The 18,173-nt window shown below is 65.9% G+C and carries 16 protein-coding genes; 1 reads left to right on the forward strand and 15 read right to left on the reverse strand.

From position 1 onward, the window contains the following. Nucleotides 1–14: 14 nt before the first annotated feature. From ACRVY7_RS02460 to ACRVY7_RS02475, 4 genes are read right to left on the reverse strand one after another with little or no spacing between them, the layout of a single operon-like run. The gene (locus ACRVY7_RS02460; protein ID WP_431815860.1) at nt 15–1,460 is read right to left on the reverse strand and encodes a sigma 54-interacting transcriptional regulator; all 1,446 of its coding nucleotides are present in this window, start codon (nt 1,458–1,460) and stop codon (nt 15–17) included. Nucleotides 1,461–1,509: 49 nt separating this feature from the next. Continuing rightward, nucleotides 1,510–2,088, reverse strand: a complete 579-nt coding sequence (locus ACRVY7_RS02465) for a maleylpyruvate isomerase family mycothiol-dependent enzyme (RefSeq protein WP_431815861.1) — start codon at nt 2,086–2,088, stop codon at nt 1,510–1,512. 1 nt (nt 2,089) lies between these two features. After that, complete coding sequence (locus ACRVY7_RS02470; RefSeq protein ID WP_331436648.1) at nt 2,090–2,578, reverse strand: SRPBCC domain-containing protein; 489 nt, start codon at nt 2,576–2,578, stop codon at nt 2,090–2,092. Then, nucleotides 2,572–2,955: an ArsR/SmtB family transcription factor gene (locus tag ACRVY7_RS02475; protein WP_431815862.1), complete on the reverse strand. Its 384-nt coding sequence runs from the start codon at nt 2,953–2,955 to the stop codon at nt 2,572–2,574. Before ACRVY7_RS02475 ends, ACRVY7_RS02470 begins: the two co-directional genes overlap by 7 nt. Before the next feature lie 63 nt (nt 2,956–3,018). On the opposite strand from ACRVY7_RS02475, the gene ACRVY7_RS02480 reads away from it, so the two are divergent. Beyond that, nucleotides 3,019–3,429, forward strand: a complete 411-nt coding sequence (locus ACRVY7_RS02480) for a hypothetical protein (protein WP_431815863.1) — start codon at nt 3,019–3,021, stop codon at nt 3,427–3,429. Nucleotides 3,430–3,909: 480 nt separating this feature from the next. On the opposite strand, the gene ACRVY7_RS02485 is transcribed toward ACRVY7_RS02480, so the two are convergent. The 11 genes from ACRVY7_RS02485 to ACRVY7_RS02535 form a co-directional block, all read right to left on the reverse strand. Further along, nucleotides 3,910–4,848: a TauD/TfdA dioxygenase family protein gene (locus tag ACRVY7_RS02485; RefSeq protein ID WP_431815864.1), complete on the reverse strand. Its 939-nt coding sequence runs from the start codon at nt 4,846–4,848 to the stop codon at nt 3,910–3,912. Nucleotides 4,849–5,151: 303 nt separating this feature from the next. After that, entirely contained in the window at nt 5,152–5,982 is an 831-nt protein-coding gene (locus tag ACRVY7_RS02490) for an ABC transporter ATP-binding protein (protein WP_331436647.1), read from the reverse strand. Between the two features lie 37 nt (nt 5,983–6,019). After that, entirely contained in the window at nt 6,020–7,096 is a 1,077-nt protein-coding gene (locus tag ACRVY7_RS02495) for a taurine ABC transporter substrate-binding protein (RefSeq protein WP_431815865.1), read from the reverse strand. A gap of 6 nt (nt 7,097–7,102) precedes the next feature. Next, nucleotides 7,103–7,972, reverse strand: a complete 870-nt coding sequence (locus ACRVY7_RS02500) for an ABC transporter permease (RefSeq protein ID WP_064870027.1) — start codon at nt 7,970–7,972, stop codon at nt 7,103–7,105. Between the two features lie 162 nt (nt 7,973–8,134). Next, the gene (locus ACRVY7_RS02505) at nt 8,135–8,878 is read right to left on the reverse strand and encodes a sulfite exporter TauE/SafE family protein (RefSeq protein ID WP_431815866.1); all 744 of its coding nucleotides are present in this window, start codon (nt 8,876–8,878) and stop codon (nt 8,135–8,137) included. A gap of 90 nt (nt 8,879–8,968) precedes the next feature. Beyond that, nucleotides 8,969–10,549, reverse strand: a complete 1,581-nt coding sequence (gene purH, locus ACRVY7_RS02510; protein ID WP_290724705.1) for a bifunctional phosphoribosylaminoimidazolecarboxamide formyltransferase/IMP cyclohydrolase — start codon at nt 10,547–10,549, stop codon at nt 8,969–8,971. Then, a complete protein-coding gene (purN, locus tag ACRVY7_RS02515; RefSeq protein WP_431816377.1) occupies nt 10,546–11,127 on the reverse strand; it encodes a phosphoribosylglycinamide formyltransferase in 582 nt (193 codons plus the stop codon). The genes purH and purN overlap by 4 nt, the downstream gene beginning before the upstream one ends. A 53-nt stretch (nt 11,128–11,180) precedes the next feature. Continuing rightward, entirely contained in the window at nt 11,181–12,845 is a 1,665-nt protein-coding gene (locus tag ACRVY7_RS02520; protein ID WP_431815867.1) for a cell division protein PerM, read from the reverse strand. Between the two features lie 165 nt (nt 12,846–13,010). After that, complete coding sequence (locus ACRVY7_RS02525) at nt 13,011–14,387, reverse strand: hypothetical protein (protein ID WP_431815868.1); 1,377 nt, start codon at nt 14,385–14,387, stop codon at nt 13,011–13,013. A gap of 100 nt (nt 14,388–14,487) precedes the next feature. After that, nucleotides 14,488–16,518, reverse strand: a complete 2,031-nt coding sequence (locus ACRVY7_RS02530; RefSeq protein ID WP_431815869.1) for an acetoacetate--CoA ligase — start codon at nt 16,516–16,518, stop codon at nt 14,488–14,490. Continuing rightward, nucleotides 16,518–18,161 (reverse strand): AMP-binding protein, encoded by a 1,644-nt coding sequence (locus ACRVY7_RS02535; RefSeq protein WP_431815870.1) that lies wholly within the window; start codon nt 18,159–18,161, stop codon nt 16,518–16,520. The genes ACRVY7_RS02530 and ACRVY7_RS02535 overlap by 1 nt, the downstream gene beginning before the upstream one ends. Between the last annotated feature and the right edge of the window lie 12 nt (nt 18,162–18,173).

Consider the following 18,173-nt stretch of genomic DNA (forward strand, 5'->3'; position numbering starts at 1 on the left):
TCGAACGGCGTAGATCAGCCGTAGATGGTCTGCCCCTCGTCGTCGGCTTCCTTGCCGATGCGACGGGCCAGAAACAGTCCCTCGAGCGCCAATTCGAGTGCGCTCGCACGCTCGCCGTCCGCCTTGGCGTCGAGTCGTTCGGCGATGCCGTCGATGACTCCGGCCGTCGTCTCGGGTGAGGGGATCGACGCCAAGAAGTCCGACGCTGTGACCCTGTCGCCGGTGACAACGGGTTCCCCGTTCTCCAGGGCGTCGACGAGCGGCGCCATGTCGATGCCACCGAGGTGTGCGCGAACGGTATCGGCGACGGACTTGCGGAGCAGGTGCTCGAGGATCTCGAGCTCGCGCCCCTCTTCACCCGACTCGAACTCGATCTTGCCGCGCAGCACCTCGATGACCGATTCAAGGTCGACGACGCGCGCAACGGGCACGTCCTCTCCGGTCACGGTGGCGCGATGCAACGCTGCGGCGGCCACGGTCTCTGCGGCCGCGATCGAGAATCGCGCCGAGACACCCGAACGCTGATCGATCGACGGATGGTCGCGCGCATAGCGGGTGAAGCGGGCGAGGATCTCGGTGATGAATGTCGGAACCGTCGCCGTGAGGTCGGCTTCCTGCTCGATGACGGAGATCTCGTCGTCGAGTTCTAGTGGGTAATGCGTCCGGATCTCGGCGCCGAAGCGGTCTTTGAGCGGTGTGATGATGCGGCCGCGGTTGGTGTAGTCCTCGGGGTTCGCGCTCGCCATGACCAGGACGTCGAGCGGGAGTCGCAGTGTGTAGCCGCGCACCTGAATGTCGCGCTCCTCCATCACGTTGAGCATGGAGACCTGGATGCGTTCGGCAAGGTCGGGCAGCTCGTTGATGGCGACGATGCCGCGATGCGCGCGGGGAATGAGTCCGAAGTGAATCGTCTCCGGATCGCCGAGGCTGCGTCCCTCGGCCACCTTCATCGGGTCGATGTCGCCGACGAGGTCGGCAACGGAGGTGTCGGGTGTCGCGAGCTTCTCGCTGTAGCGCTGGCTGCGATGACGCCACTCGATCGGGAGCTCGTCGAGAAGTGCGGCTGCGCGTCGAACCGACGCCGGCGTGATCGGCTCGTACGGATGTTCGCCGAGTTCAGAGCCCTCGATGACCGGCGTCCACTCGTCGAGCAGACCGACCAGTGTGCGCAAAATGCGCGTTTTGCCCTGGCCGCGTTCACCGAGCATGACCACGTCGTGGCCCGCGATCAGCGCACGCTCGAGTTGCGGTATGACCGTCGCCTCGAACCCGACGATTCCCGGCCACGGGTCGTCGCCCTCGCGAAGCGCTGTGAGCAGGTTGTGGCGGATCTCGTCACGCACACTGCGCTGCACATGGCCGCTGGCACGCAACTCGCCGACGGTTCTTGGTGAGGGTGGGCGACTTTCGGTGGTTTGGGAGTTGGATGTGGTGAAGTTCTCCTCTGGCACCTTCTCCACGGTACTCCCGTCGAGCGTGCGGGCGCCGGGTTCGCGAGCCCGTTCGCCGCTAGCGCTCGGGACGCCAGGCGGGATCGCGCCCGATGAATCCGACGAGCCTCGCGACCGGATCGGCGTCGTCGTCAACAGGCACCGCCGGTCCGTACTGACCCGACGATCGCAGCAGCTCCTCGATACCGGTCATGCCGTCGAGCAGGCGCTGCGCGAAGACGGGGTCGAGGTCCGCGGTCCTGCCCCCGGCCGCCGCGAGATCCCAGGTGTGCATGAAGACGTCGGCTGTGTAGAACTGATCGATCGCGTCGGCGAGACGATGCTCACCGACCATCGGGTGAACGAAAACCGAATTCGACGACGGGCCGTCGAGCAGTTCGCCGATCGCGGCACTGCGCGCCTGCCAGGCGACGAGCGGGTCGTCGGCGACAGACGGGCCGTCGGGTAGCTGCACTCCCCCGGCGGCGAGGAAGCTCGCGAACCAGTCGACGAGATGAGCGACGACGTCGCGCGCCACCCATCCGCCGACCGGCGTCGGAGCGTCCCAGTCTTGCACTGCTGCAACCTCTTCCGCGAACCCGTCCGCGATGATGCGATGACGGTCCGCGGCGCTGAGTTCAGCGAGCGACGTCGTCATGTCAGAGTTCTCCGAGCAGGCCGTCGAGTTTGGCGTAGCCCTCGTTGACCCCGACCTCCATGCCCGACGACAACCAGCCATCGCGGGCTTCGAAGCTGTCACAAAGGGATTGGGCGTGCAGGCGCGTCGTGCCGTCGCCGAGATCCTCGAAGTGCAGCGTCTCCAGCGCCACCTGATCGGGCATGCCCTCCCAGGTGAAGGTCTGCACGATCGTGTCGTCGGAAACGGTGTGGAAGCAACCGCGGAAGTAGTGGTCTTGATCGCCATGTGTCGCGGCGTAGCGCCAACTTCCACCGTTTCGCGCGTCCCACTCGATGATTCGACTGGAGATCACGTCTGGGCCAACCCAGCGCACGAACAGCTCGGGATCGGTGTGCGCTCTCATCAATTGTGCTGGGGTGCCACGGAAGTCGCGTGTGATGCGAATGATCGGCACCTCCTTGTCGGCCTCGATGGTGGCTTCCGGATAGCGCGTCTGCGTGCTCATGATGCCTTGCCTTTCTTCGTCGGTGTCTCGTTGCCGCGGTGAACCGCGTCGTGCATCTCTGCGTTGTTCATCTCTGCCAGTACGACGTCCAGACGCTGATAGCGCTCCTCGGCCGTCCGGCGGTACCGCTCGATCCACTTGGTCATGAGGTCGAACACCTCGGCTTCCAGGTGGACAGGACGTGTCTGCGCCTCCCGGGTGCGGGTCACCAGGCCTGCGTCTTCGAGCACCTTCAAGTGCTTCGACACCGCCTGAATGCTGACGTCATATGGCTCGGCGAGCTGACTGACCGTCGCATCCGAAACCGCGAGCCGCGCGACCATGTCACGCCGGGTCGGGTCCGCCAGCGCGGCGAACACCTTGGACAACTCGTCTGCCACTCGCCCTCCTCAACCGTTTGGTTGAATACGAGTGTGCGACGGCGCCGCCGGGTTGTCAACCCTTTGGTTGAATACGCCGCGCGCTGGTGGTCGAGCAGCCGCCACTGGTCGAGCCGCCACCGCTGGTCGAGCTTGTCGAGACCACCCCGTCGCCGGTCGAGCCGCGCGCCGCTGGTCGAGCTTGTCGAGACCACCTCGTCGCCGGTCGAGCCGCCACCGCTGGTCGAGCCACCACCGCTGGTCGAGCTTGTCGAGACCACCCCGTCGCCGGTCGAGCTGAACCCGCTGGTCGAGCCTGTCGAGACCACCCCGTCGCTGGTCGAGCCGCCACCGCTGGTCGAGCTTGTCGAGACCACCCCGTCGCTGGTCGAGCCGCGCGCCGCTGGTCGAGCTTGTCGAGACCACCCCTCGCCAGCCGGGACCGCCGATCAGTATGACGCGCAGCCCGAAACCCAGGGCCCACCGTCATACTGATCGGGCTCGACGCAGCCAGCCGAGCTGAGCCCAGGTGGTCAAGCTTGTCGCGACCACCCGCTGGCCGGGTGCACCCGTCGCTGGCGCGAGCTTCCCTCGCCAAGGTGGTTTCGACTCGGGTGCTCGCTGCGCTCGCGCCCGCTCAACCAGCGGAAACGGGCCCAGCCCGCTGGTCGAGCTGAACTCGCTGGTCGAGCCTGTCGAGACCACCCCTCGCCAGCCGGGACCGCCGATCAGTATGACGCGCAGCCCGAAAACCGAGGCCCACTGTCATACGGATCGGGCGTACCCCGCGGCGCAGCCCGGTCCGGCCGAGCGCACCCCGCTGGTCGAGCCTGTCGAGACCACCCGCTGGCTGAACTGCCCCCGCGAGAGTGGTTTCGACTCGGGGGCTCGCTGCGCTCGCGCCCGCTCAACCAGCGGAAAACGGGCCCAGCCCGCCGGTCGAACTGACCTGAGTCCTCGCTACGCCCGCCCCGCTCAGCCAGCGGCGGCCGGGGCCACCGGCTCGTCGCCGCGGAGCGTGATGCGGTGCATCACCCGGCGGTTGTCGCCGTAGTCGCGGTTGGCGTAGTGCAGGGTGTTGCGGTTGTCCCACAGCACCAGGTCACCGAGGCGCCAGCGGTGTCGCACAATGTGTTCCGGCTTTGTCAGGTGCGCATACAGCAGATCGAGAATGCCCCGGCTCTCAGCATCGGACACGCCCTCGATATGCGACGTGAAGCCCGGGTTGACGAACAACGACTTGCGCCCGGTCTCCGGATGCACGCGCACGACGGGATGGGTCACCGGTACCAACTCGGTGACTTCCTTTCCGTCCCAGACGTTTCCGCGACCACCCCGACGCTGCTTGAGGTAGTAGCCGAACTCTCGATTACCGTCGTGCACGGCAGAAAGATCTTCGACGAGCCGCTGTACCGGAGCCGACAACGACTCGTACGCTAGCTCGGCGTCGGCCCAGTTGGTGTCGCCTCCGTTGCGCGGCAACACAACCGGGCGCAGGATCGAGCCCATCGGCGGTCGGGGCATGAACGTGACGTCGGTGTGCCAGACGTCGGCGAAACCGTTGTCAGTGCTGTCCAGCGAGTACACCTCGGCAGGCACGTCGCCGCTGTTCCACACGGGATGTCCTGCGGTGAGATCGCCTACGCGACGGCCGAATTCGACGTGCGACGCGTCGTCGAGGTGCTGGTCGCGCAGCACGATCACCTTGTACTCGATCAGCGCGGCCCGGATGGCGCGGATCTCGTCGTCGGATGCCGAAGCGACGTCGACGCCGCGGATCTCGGCGCCGAATCGTGGGCCGAATTCGTCGATGTCGAACTCGACGCCCGATGCGACCGTCGCCGAATCAATTGGCGTCGAATCGAGTGGGGCTTGTGCGCCGGTACGTGAGGAATCAGGGAGTGAAATGGTCATGGTGGGTCCTTCTCGGGGAGTCGTAAGTGGTTGCGAGTCCGAGAGAGACCGGCGGCGAACCGTGGTGGCTGCCGTCTGCCCATGTCATCCGGTGAATCATCTGCGCGTACCCCTGCTGCTCCTGAAAGGCCGTGGTCCGCGCCGACCCACCGTCGACAACAGAGTCCCACAGTCGACACCGATCGGCAGCGCGAAGCGTGCCGGCGGGTGCGATGAGGTGGGAGGTTGTGCTCACACCACCTGTTTAGTCACCGACGAGCAGCCGGAACAGGGTTTACCGCAGCGCGATAAAAACCCCGACGCTCACTTCTTCCCAGCAGATTCGCCGCGCGCCGCGCTCTTGACCGCGCTAGCGATCTCGGTGCGCAGAACGGTGTACTCAGCGGAGTCTCTGATGTCGTCGGCGCTGATACCGGTACGCGGAATCGGCGACGAGATGTCGAGGGCGACACGACCAGGACGGCTGGTCAACACGACGATCCGCGATCCGAGGAACGCCGCTTCCTCCGCGCTGTGCGTCACAAAGACATTCGTGCGGCCCAGCTCGGCACTCACCGTCCGCACGTCCTCCTGAAGCGTCTCCCGCGTCAGCGCGTCGAGGGCCGCGAACGGCTCGTCGAGCAGGAGCAGCGACGTGTCGCCCGCCAACGCACGCGCGATGGCGACGCGCTGCTGCTGGCCACCCGAGATCTCCCAGATTCGACGATTCGCCGTGTCGGACAGACCGACTCGCGCGAGGAGTTCCTCCCGGCGTGCCGGCCGATCCGAACGCGGCACGCCTGCGTACTTCAGGGCGAGGTCGACGTTGCCTCCGACGGTGCGCCACGGAAACAGCCTCGGCTGCTGGAAGACCACACCGGATGAGGTGCCGGGCACCGGCTTGCTCCCAGAAACCTCTACGACGCCCGACGCGGGGTCCTCGAATCCGGCGATCAGCCTCAGGAGCGTCGACTTGCCACAACCCGACGGCCCGACGAGCACGAGCACTTCACCGGGGTCGACCTCGAGGTCGACCGGCCCGACGGCCGTCACAGCGTCATTGCCTTTGCCGTACCGCTGGGTCACCGCGCGCAGGCTGATGCTGCCTTCGCCTTGCGCTGCAATGGGAGTCGACGACGCTTCGCCTTCGGTCACCGCAACGTCGACCTTCTTACCGGCGTCAACCTTGGTATCACTGTGCTGTGAGGACACCGGGAAGCCCCTTGGTGTAGATCGCGTTCTGGAACGTCGACAGCGGGGGCGCCGACGGGATCTGCTGTTGTTCCGCAAGGAATTCCGCGGCGCTGTGCAGGTTGTCGGCGACGTTGCCCGGCTTACCCTCGGTGCCGAGCCACTGCGGCGAGGTCAGCTCGGCGTCAGTCAGGTAGATGCCCTGCTTGAGCTGGTTGGCCGCGTCCTCGGGCGTCGTGTTCAACTGTGCGGCAATAGCCTTGGCTGCCGCCTGCGGATCGTCGTGGATCTGCTTGAGAGCGCGCGCTTCCGCCTTGCGCCAGGTGTCGACGACGTCGGGGTGATCCTTCGCGAAGTCCGACGACACGACGCCGAGGTCGAGCGTCGGCTTACCCCAGGTGGCCACCTCACGGCTGGTCACGATCGTCTTACCGGACTTGCGCAACTCGTCGAGTGTCGGCAGCCAGGTGTAGACGGCATCGACATCTCCGCGCTGCCATGCGGCCAGCGAGGCCTGCGGCTGAAGATCGATCAGATTCACGTCTTTGGGGTTCACACCGGCGTGGTTGAGTGCGGCGAGCAGACTGTAGTGCGAGGTCGACGCGAATGCCGTCGCCACGCGCTTGCCCTTGAGGTCGGCGATCGAATTGATCCCGGTTCCGTTGCGCGCCACCAGCGCCTCGTTGTCGCCCGCGACGTCGAGGATGAACGCGACCTGGTAGGCGATGTTCAACGGCGCGGAGAGCCCGCGCGCCACGGGGCTCGAACCGATTGCGCCGAAGTCGATCTGCTTCGCGACGAACGCCGTGTTGATGTCGGCGCCTGAATCGAACTTGGTCCACTTGACGTTGTAGTTCGGTAGCGCGTCCTCGAGCCACTTGTTGTTCTTCACGATCAGATCACCGCTCGGGAAAGACTGGTAGGCAAGGCGAATCGTCGGCTTGTCGCTGTCGCCGCCGGACTTGTCGACAGAGCAACCGGTGAGCACGACCGCAGCCGAAGCGACGAGAGCACCGACCGTCACCCCCAGCGAGCGCAGCCGCGATCGACGAGCCTTGCTCGATGTCAGGAATGTCATTGTTGTTCAGGCCTTTCCGCGCCACGGCACCAGGCGGTGCTCGATCATCCGAAGTATTCCGTCGATGACAAGACCCGACAGTCCGATGAGGACAATGCCGACAAGCACGACGGGAGTGTTGTTGTAGTTGCTGGCGTCCTTGACGACGCCTCCGATGCCGGGAATACCGTTGAAGAGCTCCGCCGCGACCACCGACGAATAGGCGATGCCGACCGAAAGCCTGATGCCCGTGAATGTTTCGGGCAGTGCGGCCGGAATCACGACGTCGGAGATCACCTCACGCCTGCTTGCTCCCAGCGCGCGTGCGGCCTCGATCAGCGACACCGGGGTGGCGCTGACGGCGGTGGTGGTCGCCACCGCTGCCGGTGGAAGAGCAGCCAACGCGAGAAGCGTGATCTTCGGCGCCTCGTCGATTCCCAGCCAGATGACCAGGAGGAAGAAGTACGCCAGCGGAGGCAGCGCGCGCAGGAATGTCAGCCACGGCTCGAGAAGTCGACGGACCCACGGGATCGACCCCATGATCAGCCCGAGGACAACACCCGCCGCAACGCCGATCACGACACCGACGAACACACGACGCAGCGTCATGTAGAGGTGTTCCCACCAGTAGTAACCGGCATATCCGACGACACCGTTGTGCGTCGTCGACATTTCGACGAAGGCGTGCCATACGGTGCCGAGACGCGGCACGAATGTCTCGCTCCAGACGCCGCTGACGGCGACGGCTTGGTAGACAGCGAGGAACAGAACCACGGAGAGCACGGGGAGACCGAATTGCAGTGCAACAGAACGAAGCCTGCTGCCGGTCGAGGTCTTCTCGACCCCTGGTTGCCCGCCCTGCTGCTCTTCGGGCGAGATGTCGACGAACAAAGTCACCGGCTATGTGTACCGGTCCGGGCAGCGCGCGACCATCTTTTTCCTCAGCGTGAGAAAAAGCCGCCCTGAATTGGCGCGGTGGTCGCCTCTTCTTTAGGGACGTCGACGATTATGTGCGCCAAGCGTACGTTCGCGCAAGGGATCTCGACTCGACGACGCGTATCAGCTGAACGCCAACCACACAGCAAGACCGAGCCCGCCGAGTCCCACCGCGATACGCAGGGGCCCGGCGGGCAGTCGTTTGACCACAGGCGGACCGAACCAACCGCCGATCAAGCAACCGATCGCCATCGCGATCGCCGCCGGCCAATGAACCGGGCCCCAGATGATGAAGCCCACGGCCGCAACAAGATTGGCGACGCCCAGAAACAGAGACTTCAACAGCGTTGCGCGCCAAAGTGGTTCGCTCGTCACGACGAGAGTCAGGGCGAGAAGCACGATGCCCGCGCCCGCACCGAAGTAGCCGCCGTAGATGGAGATCAGGCCGAGTCCGACGACGAAGAGCCACGGACGGTCGGCATGGCGTGAGGCGAGTCGTCGAAGCTGTGGTTGAACGAGCAGAGCGATCGCCGCAAAACCGACGAGGTACGGCACGATCACCTTGAAGCTGTCAGGGGGCGTGATCAAGAGAATGATCGCGCCGATCGTGCCGCCGATCAGCGATGCGACCACACCGGCGTACAGCGGCCGACGATCACCCGCGAGCAGTACTTTGCCGGACTGGCCGAGGCTCCCCGCCCCCACCGCGACGAGCGACACGGTGTTGGTGACGTTCGCCGCGATCGGGCTGAGTCCCACTGCCAGAAGGGCGGGATAGCTGACCACCGACGCCAAGCCGGTGACGTATCCGATCAGCCCGGCGCCGAACCCCGCGACGAACAGCAGCACGAGGTCGAGCACGCTCATCGGTCACGCCCACTCAGCGCGACGGAGCGCCCAGTCGGCAGAACGCGACGCCCACTCGGCCCGACGGAGCGCACAGTCGACGAGATCAGGTCAGTGCGCGAAATGCCGTGCACCGGTGAGGTACAGGGTGATGCCGGCCTCGGCGGCGGCCTCGATGACCTCTTTGTCGCGGATCGACCCGCCCGGCTGCACGACGGCCGATACTCCACCGTTGATCAGGACCTGCAGCCCGTCGGGGAACGGGAAGAAGGCGTCCGATGCGCCGACACTCCCGTTGGCCCGCTCGCCTGCGCGGGTGACGGCGAGGTGCGCCGAGTCGACCCGGTTGACCTGCCCCATGCCGACGCCGACAGAGGCGCCGTCCTTGGCGAGCAGGATGGCATTGGACTTCACCGAGCGGCATGCGCGCCAGGCGAATTCGAGGTCGGCGAGGGTGTCGGGGTCGGCGGGGGGTCCTGCGACGAGTGTCCAGTTCTCCGGGTTGTCGCCCTCGGCGTCGAGGATGTCGCGATCCTGCATGAGCAGGCCACCGGACACCGGACGGAATTCGAGTCCTGCACGCACCGGCGGGACGGCGCGCAGGATGCGAATGTTCTTCTTGCGCTGCAACACCGAGAGCGCGCCGTCGGCGAAGCCCGGAGCGATGATCACCTCGGTGAAGATCTCGGCGACCTGTTCGGCCATCTCGACGGTGATCTCACGATTGGCCGCGATCACGCCGCCGTATGCACTGACGGGGTCGCACGCGTGGGCGAGACGGTGTGCCTCGCCGATCGTCTCGCCGATTGCGATGCCACAGGGGTTGGCGTGCTTGATGATTGCGACGGCGGGTGCGTCGAAGTCATGGGCGCTGCGCCAGGCGGCGTCGGAGTCGGTGTAGTTGTTGTAGCTCATCTCCTTGCCGTGCAACTGTTCTGCCGACGCGAGCCCCTCAGGAGCCGCGGTGGAGAGGTAGAGCGCCGCGGCCTGGTGAGGATTCTCGCCGTAGCGCAGCACAGCGGAACGCTCCCAGGTGAATCCGGACCATTCGGGGAACGTCGAACCGTCCGCTGCCGGCGCCACCTCCTGCGACATCCAGGAGGCGACGGCGACGTCGTAGTCAGCGGTGTGCCGAAATGCCTTGGCGGCCAACTCACGTCGCTGCGTCAGCGTGAATCCGCCCTCGGCAACGGCAGCGGAGACCTGCTCGTAGTCCATCGGGTCGACGACGACGGCAACGGTGGGATGGTTCTTGGCCGCGCCGCGCACCATCGACGGTCCGCCGATGTCGATCTGTTCGATGCACTCGTCGGGGGTGGCACCCGACGCGACGGTCTCGGTGAACGGGTACAGGTTGACCACGACGAGATCGAAAGGTGCGACACCCAATTCCTCGAGCTGCGCGACGTGCGATTCCTTGCGACTATCGGCGAGGATGCCCGCGTGCACCTTGGGATGGAGTGTCTTGACTCGTCCGTCGAGGCATTCTGGGAATCCCGTAACCTCCGACACCTCGGTCACCGGAATACCTGCTGCCGCAATGGTTTTCGCAGTCGACCCGGTCGAGACCAGTTCGACGCCCGCCTCGTGCAACGACGACGCGAGATCGGCGAGGTCGGTCTTGTCGTACACACTGACCAACGCGCGCTTGATGGGGCGTCGACCTGTGTCTGCGGGGGTGGCTGCGTTCACGGAATCCGGGCCTTTCGTCCGTCGATGACAACTCCTCGGGTGACGAGTTTCGCCACAACGTCGGCGAGCAGGAATCGCTCGACCGACTTGATGCGTTCGTGCAGGGTCTCCTCCGTGTCGCTCGGTGAGATCATCACCGGCGCCTGCGTGAGGATCGGGCCGGTATCGACACCGTCGTCAACGAGGTGGATCGTCGCGCCGGTCACCTTGACGCCGTGCTCGAGAGCGTCGGCGACGCCGTGCGCGCCGGGAAACGACGGCAACAACGCTGGGTGAGAGTTGACGATGCGGCCACCGAATCGCGACAGGAACGCCGGGCCCAGGATCTTCATGAAACCTGCGGTCACCACCCACGCGGGCGCAACTGCTGCCACCTGCTCGGCCAGCGCTTCGTCCCAGCGGGCGCGGTCGGCGTGGTCGGAGACACGACACACGATGACGGGGATCTCATGGCGTTGCGCGATCGACGCTGCGCGGCAATCACGGTCGACGACGACTGCCGTCACCTCGAAGGCGGCATCGGGGCCGTCGGCACGGTCGATGAGTGACTCGAGCAGTGTTCCCGTACCCGACGCCATCACGACGATCGGGACGCGTACCGGGCTACCGGCAGCGTCTACGGGGGTTCTGTTCACATCTGCGAGCCTAGTGGATCGCTGTTCGCGCCCCGTGAGCGAGTCGCTGCGTCCGCGGTGCTGACGGAGTCGACGCCGCTTCCGTCATCGTCAAACCCGGCGCCGTCGTCGAGCACTGTGGCGTCGTCGAACCCAGTGGCGTCGTCGAGCCCGGTGGCGTCGTCGAACACCGTGGCGTCGTCGAACACCGTGGCGCTGTCATCCGCGCCACCTTCGGACTCGGCACTCACGTCGTCGGTCACGTCGACGTCGCTGTCCTCGTACTCCGAAGCACTGTCCAAGTCCGCGCCGCCGCCGGCGTCGTCGTTCTCATCCCAGGAGTCGTCCTCGTCCCAGGAGTCGTTGTCGTCCCACGAGCCGTCCTCGTCCCGCGAGTCGACGACGTAGTCGTCGTCGTATCCGGAGTCGTCGAGCCAGGTGTCGAGATCGTCGGAATCCTCACCGCCGGACTCGATCTGCAGCCTGGCGCGCCGAGTCGATGGCAGGCAGCCGTAGATGAGCGCGACGATCAGGCCGACGACGACAACCCAACCGAGCGTGAACACTCCCGCCGCTGCGACATTGACGCCCGTCGCGCCGATCTCGCCGAGTTGGCCGCCCGCGGGCCAGGCAAGCAGCACGATGATCGACGCCGCGACCGCTCCGGCCACGCCGACAGCGCGGACGTGTGCGATCGGGTCGAGCGATCGGCATCGCCAGCCGACGTAGCCGGCGATGGCAGCGGGGACAACGAAGCCGACGACGCCGAGCGTGCCGTAATCGGCATCGGGGAGCGCCGCGAGCAGCGGCACGGGCGGCAGCGGGCCGCTGCGCACGGACAGCAGGTCCACCGACATCGCCCCGACGTGGACGTCGGCGCCCACGAGAACTGCCGTCGCGCCCACGATCACGTTGGGAAGGTAAAGGATCGACAGCACTGTCAGCCCCAGGTAACCGTCGAAGCGGTAGCCGCCGCTGAGGAGCTGCCCGACGTCGGAGAAGCTCAGTAGAAGTCGCACCAGAACGAGCACCGACCCGGCCGCGAGGAGCGCAACCGCGGCAAGGAGACCGAAGCGAAACCCTCGACGGTCGGCTGCGGTCACCGAGGTCAGTGCTGCGAGGTCGCGACGTCGTCTCCAGACCACACCTGCGGCTGTCGCCAGCCCGTGCAGAGCGATCGTGCAACCGAAGGCCAACAACGCATTCGGTGCGGCAACGGGCATATCCGACGATCCGTCCATGAGCACGGCCAATGCCATCGCGGTGATCACGAGTGGTCCGCCGATAGCAGCCGCCGCGATCGCCGCGAGTTCTGACGGAGACCGTCCGACGCGGCTCGCCGACGATGCGAATCCGGCGGTTCCCGCTGCGACGAGCAGGGTCGGAAGCATGGGAAGTACGCCGAGCGTGACGCCGTTCATCGTCAACGGCACCTGGTGGATCGCGAGCCAGCACGCCGAAATCACGTTCGCGATGCCCGACATATCTCCGCCGGACATGAGGAGCACTGCCAGCACACAGACCACGAGGACCATCAGCGTGATGACCGGAACCCCGAACGCGACGAGGATCAACTCGCGCGCGCTGCCCTCGGTGCCGAGACGCTGGGCACGGGTCGCCCGCCGCACCTGACGCAGACGCGCGGAAAGATTCTCTCTGGGCACAGACCTGATCGACGACATCGTTACGAGCGTGACACGAGTGACTGCAGTTGAGTCGGAGACGCGCCGAGAGACGACGCTCACGGCATACACGCAGGGCCCCGCAACGTGGCGGGGCCCTGCGCATATCGAATTATCTGGATGGCTCCCCCGGGGATTCACCGCCCAGGGGCGTCGGCCGCGTCGTCAGCTCGACGACGAACCGCCCCTACCCGACTGATCTTCGGGCCGGTGGAACGCCGTGGTGCGCTCCCCGTATCCACTCTCGGCCGACGGCGCGGCGGTCGGCGAGGACCCCGAACCTCCCTTCGAGCCCGGCCCTGTCGACTCTGACGCTCCGGTGCCGCCCGGGTATCCGGGCTGGGCCGACGGACTCGCCGACGGCTGCGACTGCGAATACGACGAGGCCGAGTAGGGCGAGTACGACGACGAGTGGGGCGACGATTCCTGGGGCGACGACTCCGGTGCCGACGCTGCGCCCGCGCCGTACGCGGTTGAGCTGCCCGCCTGATGAGAGGGCGACTGGCCGTAGGTGTACGCCGACTGTCCGTAGCTACCGGCAGAGGAACCCGACGCAGGGGAATGAGAGCCAGCGGGACTCGAAGCGACAGGCGCCTGCGCCTTGCCCGATGCCTGTGCATCGCCGTAGCCGGTCGTTGTTGCCTGACCGTATGCCTGCGTAGCGGGCGTCGACTCGGCCACGATGGTCGTCTGCTCGACGGCTGTCACGGTCGCGCCGGTGGGCACCGAACCTGTCGTCGCGGCAGCGCCCGGCGCTGGTGCCACCTTGACCGCATCGAGCACGACGAGCAGCCAGAGGATCGCGAGTCCCGCGATCAGCAACGCCAGGACCAACTGCACGTAGTCCTGCCACGAGGTGGAGGCGGGCACGTAGCCGCCGTAGTTCGCGTAGTTCTGAGCGTCCGACACTGCGGAGCGAATGATCGAGTAGATCCGAGTCACCGCTTCGGCGCTGGTCCAAGCCGCCAAGACCGGAACGAGCGCGTTGACAGCGACTTTGTTCGGGAACAAAGCCGCGAGCAGCGACAGAGCGATCACGATGATGCCGGACGACAGCCCGGAGCCATAGCTCCAGAAGCCGATGAACAGGTTCAGCGCCGCGAGCGCGCACAGAGCGATGGCGAGGATGAACGAAATGTTCGCCGGAAGCCCCTGGCTCGCAGGCTTCGGCGCGGCACCGTAGCCGTATTGCCCCTGCCCGTATTGGTTGTAATCGGACTGACCGTATCCCGGCTGCGAGTACCCGGACTGGGGATATCCGGACTGTTGCCCATATCCCTGCTGCCCGTAGCCCTGAGCTTGTCCGTAGCCCCCGGCACCCTGCTGGCCATAGCCGGAAGGCTGTCCGTAGCCGTACTGACCGGGCGCCTGCTGTCCGTAGCCCTGCTGTGACGATCCTTGTAGGGACGATCCCTGCTGCGACGATCCCTGCTGGTCAGAGCTGCGCTGCCCGCTCCCGGCCTGCGGATATCCGGCCTGTTGTCCATAACCCTGGCCCGAGTCGGAAGCGCCGTAACCGGAGCTTCCCGGCTGATAGCTCATACGTCATATCTCCTGGTCGAAGCGTGCGAGCCGCACCCACATGCACACATGGCACGGCAGTTCCCCGACCACGCTAGTACATCGGTGTGAGACGGATCCCTCACCACTGATGTTCGCGACCGCGCTCCGAGTACCAGTCGATGAGGCCCGGATCGTCTATCGACCGAGGGTCGACGTCGACGCCGCTGCGGCCCGCGAGGATCGCCGTCACCGGCACCTCGAGCTTCTTGCCCGTGCGGGTGTGCGGGATGCCGGGCGCCTCGATCACCTCGTCCGGCACATGTCGTGGCGACAGTCGTGTGCGGATCGACGACGCGATCGTCGAGCGCAGATCGTCGTCGAGCGTGGCGCCGGGCACCAGGGTCACAAACAGCGGCATCCAGTACTTGCCGTCGGGACCGTCGACGCCGAGCACGAAACCCTCTGCGATCTCGGGGAGGCTTTCGACGACCTTATAGATGTCGGCCGAGCCCATCCGCACACCCTGCTTGTTGAGCGTCGCGTCGCTGCGGCCGTGGATGATGAGCGACCCCCGATCGGTGACCGTGACCCAATCGCCGTGTCGCCATACGGGTTCCGAGTCGGTCTCGGTGCCCGACCACTCGTGCGCAAAGTATGCCGCCCGATAGCGAGCACCGTCCGGGTCATTCCAAAAGCCCACCGGCATCGAGGGCATCGGTGCGGTGACGACCATCTCGCCGACCTCACCGATCAGCGGCGTGGTGTCCGGAGCCCAACTGGCAAGCGCCACACCGAGGTACCGCACCGACAATTCACCGGGCACCACCGGCTGCCCCGACGATCCGCCCGCGAACGCGGTCACCACGTCCGTACCGCCACTGATCGACGACACCGGGATTCCGGGGCGCACGTTTTCGTCGATCCAGTCGAACAGGTCTGCCGACAACGCCGAACCGGTACTCCCGATTCCCCGTAGCGCCGCCAGGTCGTGGTCGCGGCCCGGTCGCAGACCTGCCTTGCGGCTTGCCTGCAACTGTCCGGGACTGGTGCCGAAGTAGGTGACGCGTTCGTCGGCGACGAGTGCCCAGGGTCGATCGGCGTCGGGGTAGAGCGGTGAGCCGCTGTAACAGACGATCTCGGCACCGACCAGCAATCCTGCTGCCTGAAAGTTCCACATCATCCAACTCAGTGCGGTGTGCCAGAAGAAAACGTCGTCACGCGACAGATCGGCATGCAGCCCAGCGGCTTTCAGGTGTTCGACGACGACGCCGCCGTGCCCGTGCACAATTCCCTTGGGGCGCCCCGTTGTTCCCGAGCTGAACAGCACCCACAGCGGATGGTCGAACCCGACCCGCACCGGGATGTCGGCGTCGGGAACGTCGGGCTGAGTCTCCGAACTCGACGCAATGGCGCTCTCGTAGCTCAGAATTTCGATGCCACGCGCGGGCTGTCGCGACGGATCTCCTACGACGATGTGGGAGCCCAGCCCTTCGAGAAGGCCTGCCAGTTCCGCGCTGTCGACCGCCTTGTCGATGTCCTTGCCGTTGTATCGGTAGCCGTCGGCGGTGACCAGCACCTTGGGCTCGAGTTGGGCGAGGCGGCCCGCGGCGCCCGACGGGGCGTAGTCCTGTCCGCAACCCGACCAGATCGCACCGACCGCAGCGGTTCCGAGGAACGCCACCAACGCCTCGGGAATGTCGGGCAGGTAAGCAGCGACCACATCGCCGACACCGACCCCGAGCCGGCGAAGCGTGTGCGCGAACGACAACGACTGGTCACGCAATTGTGCCCAGGTCAACGACACACGGGTACCGCTCTCGTCGACTCCGACGATCGCGGTCCGCGCAGCGGCGTCGGGATCGTCGGCATGCCGGAAGACCTGATCGACGTAGTTCAGGGTGACGTCGGGAAACCATTGCGCGCCCGGCATTTCCGTCGACGCGAGGACGGCGTCATCTCCCTCGGCGAGCGGACCGGCAATGGCATCGAGATCGTAGAAGTCCCACACCGCACGCCAGAACTGCGCCGGACTGTCCACCGACCACGACCACAGCGCCTCGTATGACGACGTATCGACGTCGTAGCGCTCGGCGACCTGTCGCGCGAAATCATCGATACGCGTAGTCGTTTCGCCTCGCTCCGACGATCCGGAGACGGTCGACGACGCCATTACGCCAACCCGAGAAGGTCGACGGACTCAGCGCGCATCGCCACCTTGCGCACCTTGCCGGTGACGGTCATCGGGAATTCCTTGACCACGTGGACGTATCTCGGGATCTTGTGGCGTGCAATCTTGCCCGTCGCGAACTCGCGCACGTCGTCGGCCGTGAGGTCGGCGACGCCGTCGCGCAACTGAATCCACGCCATCAGCTCTTCGCCGTAGCGCTCGTCGGGCACTCCGATCACCTGTGCGTCGAGGATGTCCGGGTGGGTGTAGAGGAACTCCTCGATCTCACGCGGATAGATGTTCTCTCCCCCGCGGATCACCATGTCCTTGATGCGCCCCGTGATCCGTACGTACGAGTTCGGATCCATGACGGCCAGATCGCCGGTGTGCATCCAGCCGTCGGCGTCGAGCGCCTCATCGGTCTTCTCGGGTTCGTTCCAGTACCCACTCATCACGCTGTAGCCGCGGGTACAGAATTCGCCGGTCTCGCCGCGCGGCAGTGTCTCTCCCGTAATCGGGTCGATCACCTTGATCTCCAGATGCGGGCCGACGCGCCCGACCGTGCCGACCCGCAGTTCCAGCGGATCGTCGACTCTCGTCTGACACGACACCGGCGATGTCTCGGTCATCCCGTAACAGATCGAGACCTCGCCCATGTGCATGCGATCAACGACCTGGCGCATCACGTGTTCGGGGCACGGTGAACCCGCCATGATCCCGGTCCGCAGACTCGACAGATCGATCTGGCCGGGCTCGACGTGATCGAGGAGCGCCAGCTCGGCGATGAACATCGTCGGCACACCGTAGAGGCTCGTGCAGCGATAGTCGGCGACGGCGCGCAGCGCGGCTTCGGGATCGAATGTCGGCGACGGAATGACCATGGCCGCACCATGACTCGTCGCGGCCAGGTTTCCCATCACCATGCCGAAGCAGTGGTAGAACGGCACCGGGATGCAGATGCGGTCTGCGTCGGTATAGGCGAGGAGTTCACCGACGAGATAACCGTTGTTGCTGATATTTGCGTGCGTGAGTGTCGCACCCTTCGGGAAACCCGTTGTACCCGAGGTGTATTGGATATTGATCGAGTCGTCCGGCCGCAGCGTCGACGCACGTTGCGCCACCGCAGCCAACTCGTCGTCCGACGGCCGGGTGAGCAGTTCATCCCACTCGGGCGTCTCGAACAGGATCACCTCACGCAGTTCCGGCGCCGAAGGCCGAGCGGCGTCGAGCATTCCCCGGTAGTCGGAGTCCTTGTAGCGGTCGGCGGCGAGCACGACGCTCGTGCCCGACTGCGTGAGCGCGTAGTCGAGTTCGTTCTGGCGATAGGCGGGATTGAGATTGACCAGAATGGCACCGATCTCGGCGGTCGCGTATTGCACCATCACCCATTCGGGTCGGTTGGGGGCCCACAGCCCGACCCGATCGCCTGCCTGAACGCCGTGCCGCAGCAGTCCGGCGGCGAGCGCGAGGACCTCGGTGCGGAACTCTCGGTACGTCCAGGTGCGCCCGCTCGGCGCGTCGACCAGTGCGAGGTTCTCCCCGTACGCCTCGGTCGTTCGCGCGAGCGTCTGCCCGATCGTCTCCGTCAGCAGCGGCGGGTTGTCTTCACCACGGGCATAGGCCAATTCGACCGTCGGCTCGGCCATTCGGATCACTCT

The organism is Gordonia jacobaea (assembly GCF_965344965.1).
Taxonomy (GTDB): Bacteria; Actinomycetota; Actinomycetes; order Mycobacteriales; family Mycobacteriaceae; genus Gordonia; species Gordonia jacobaea.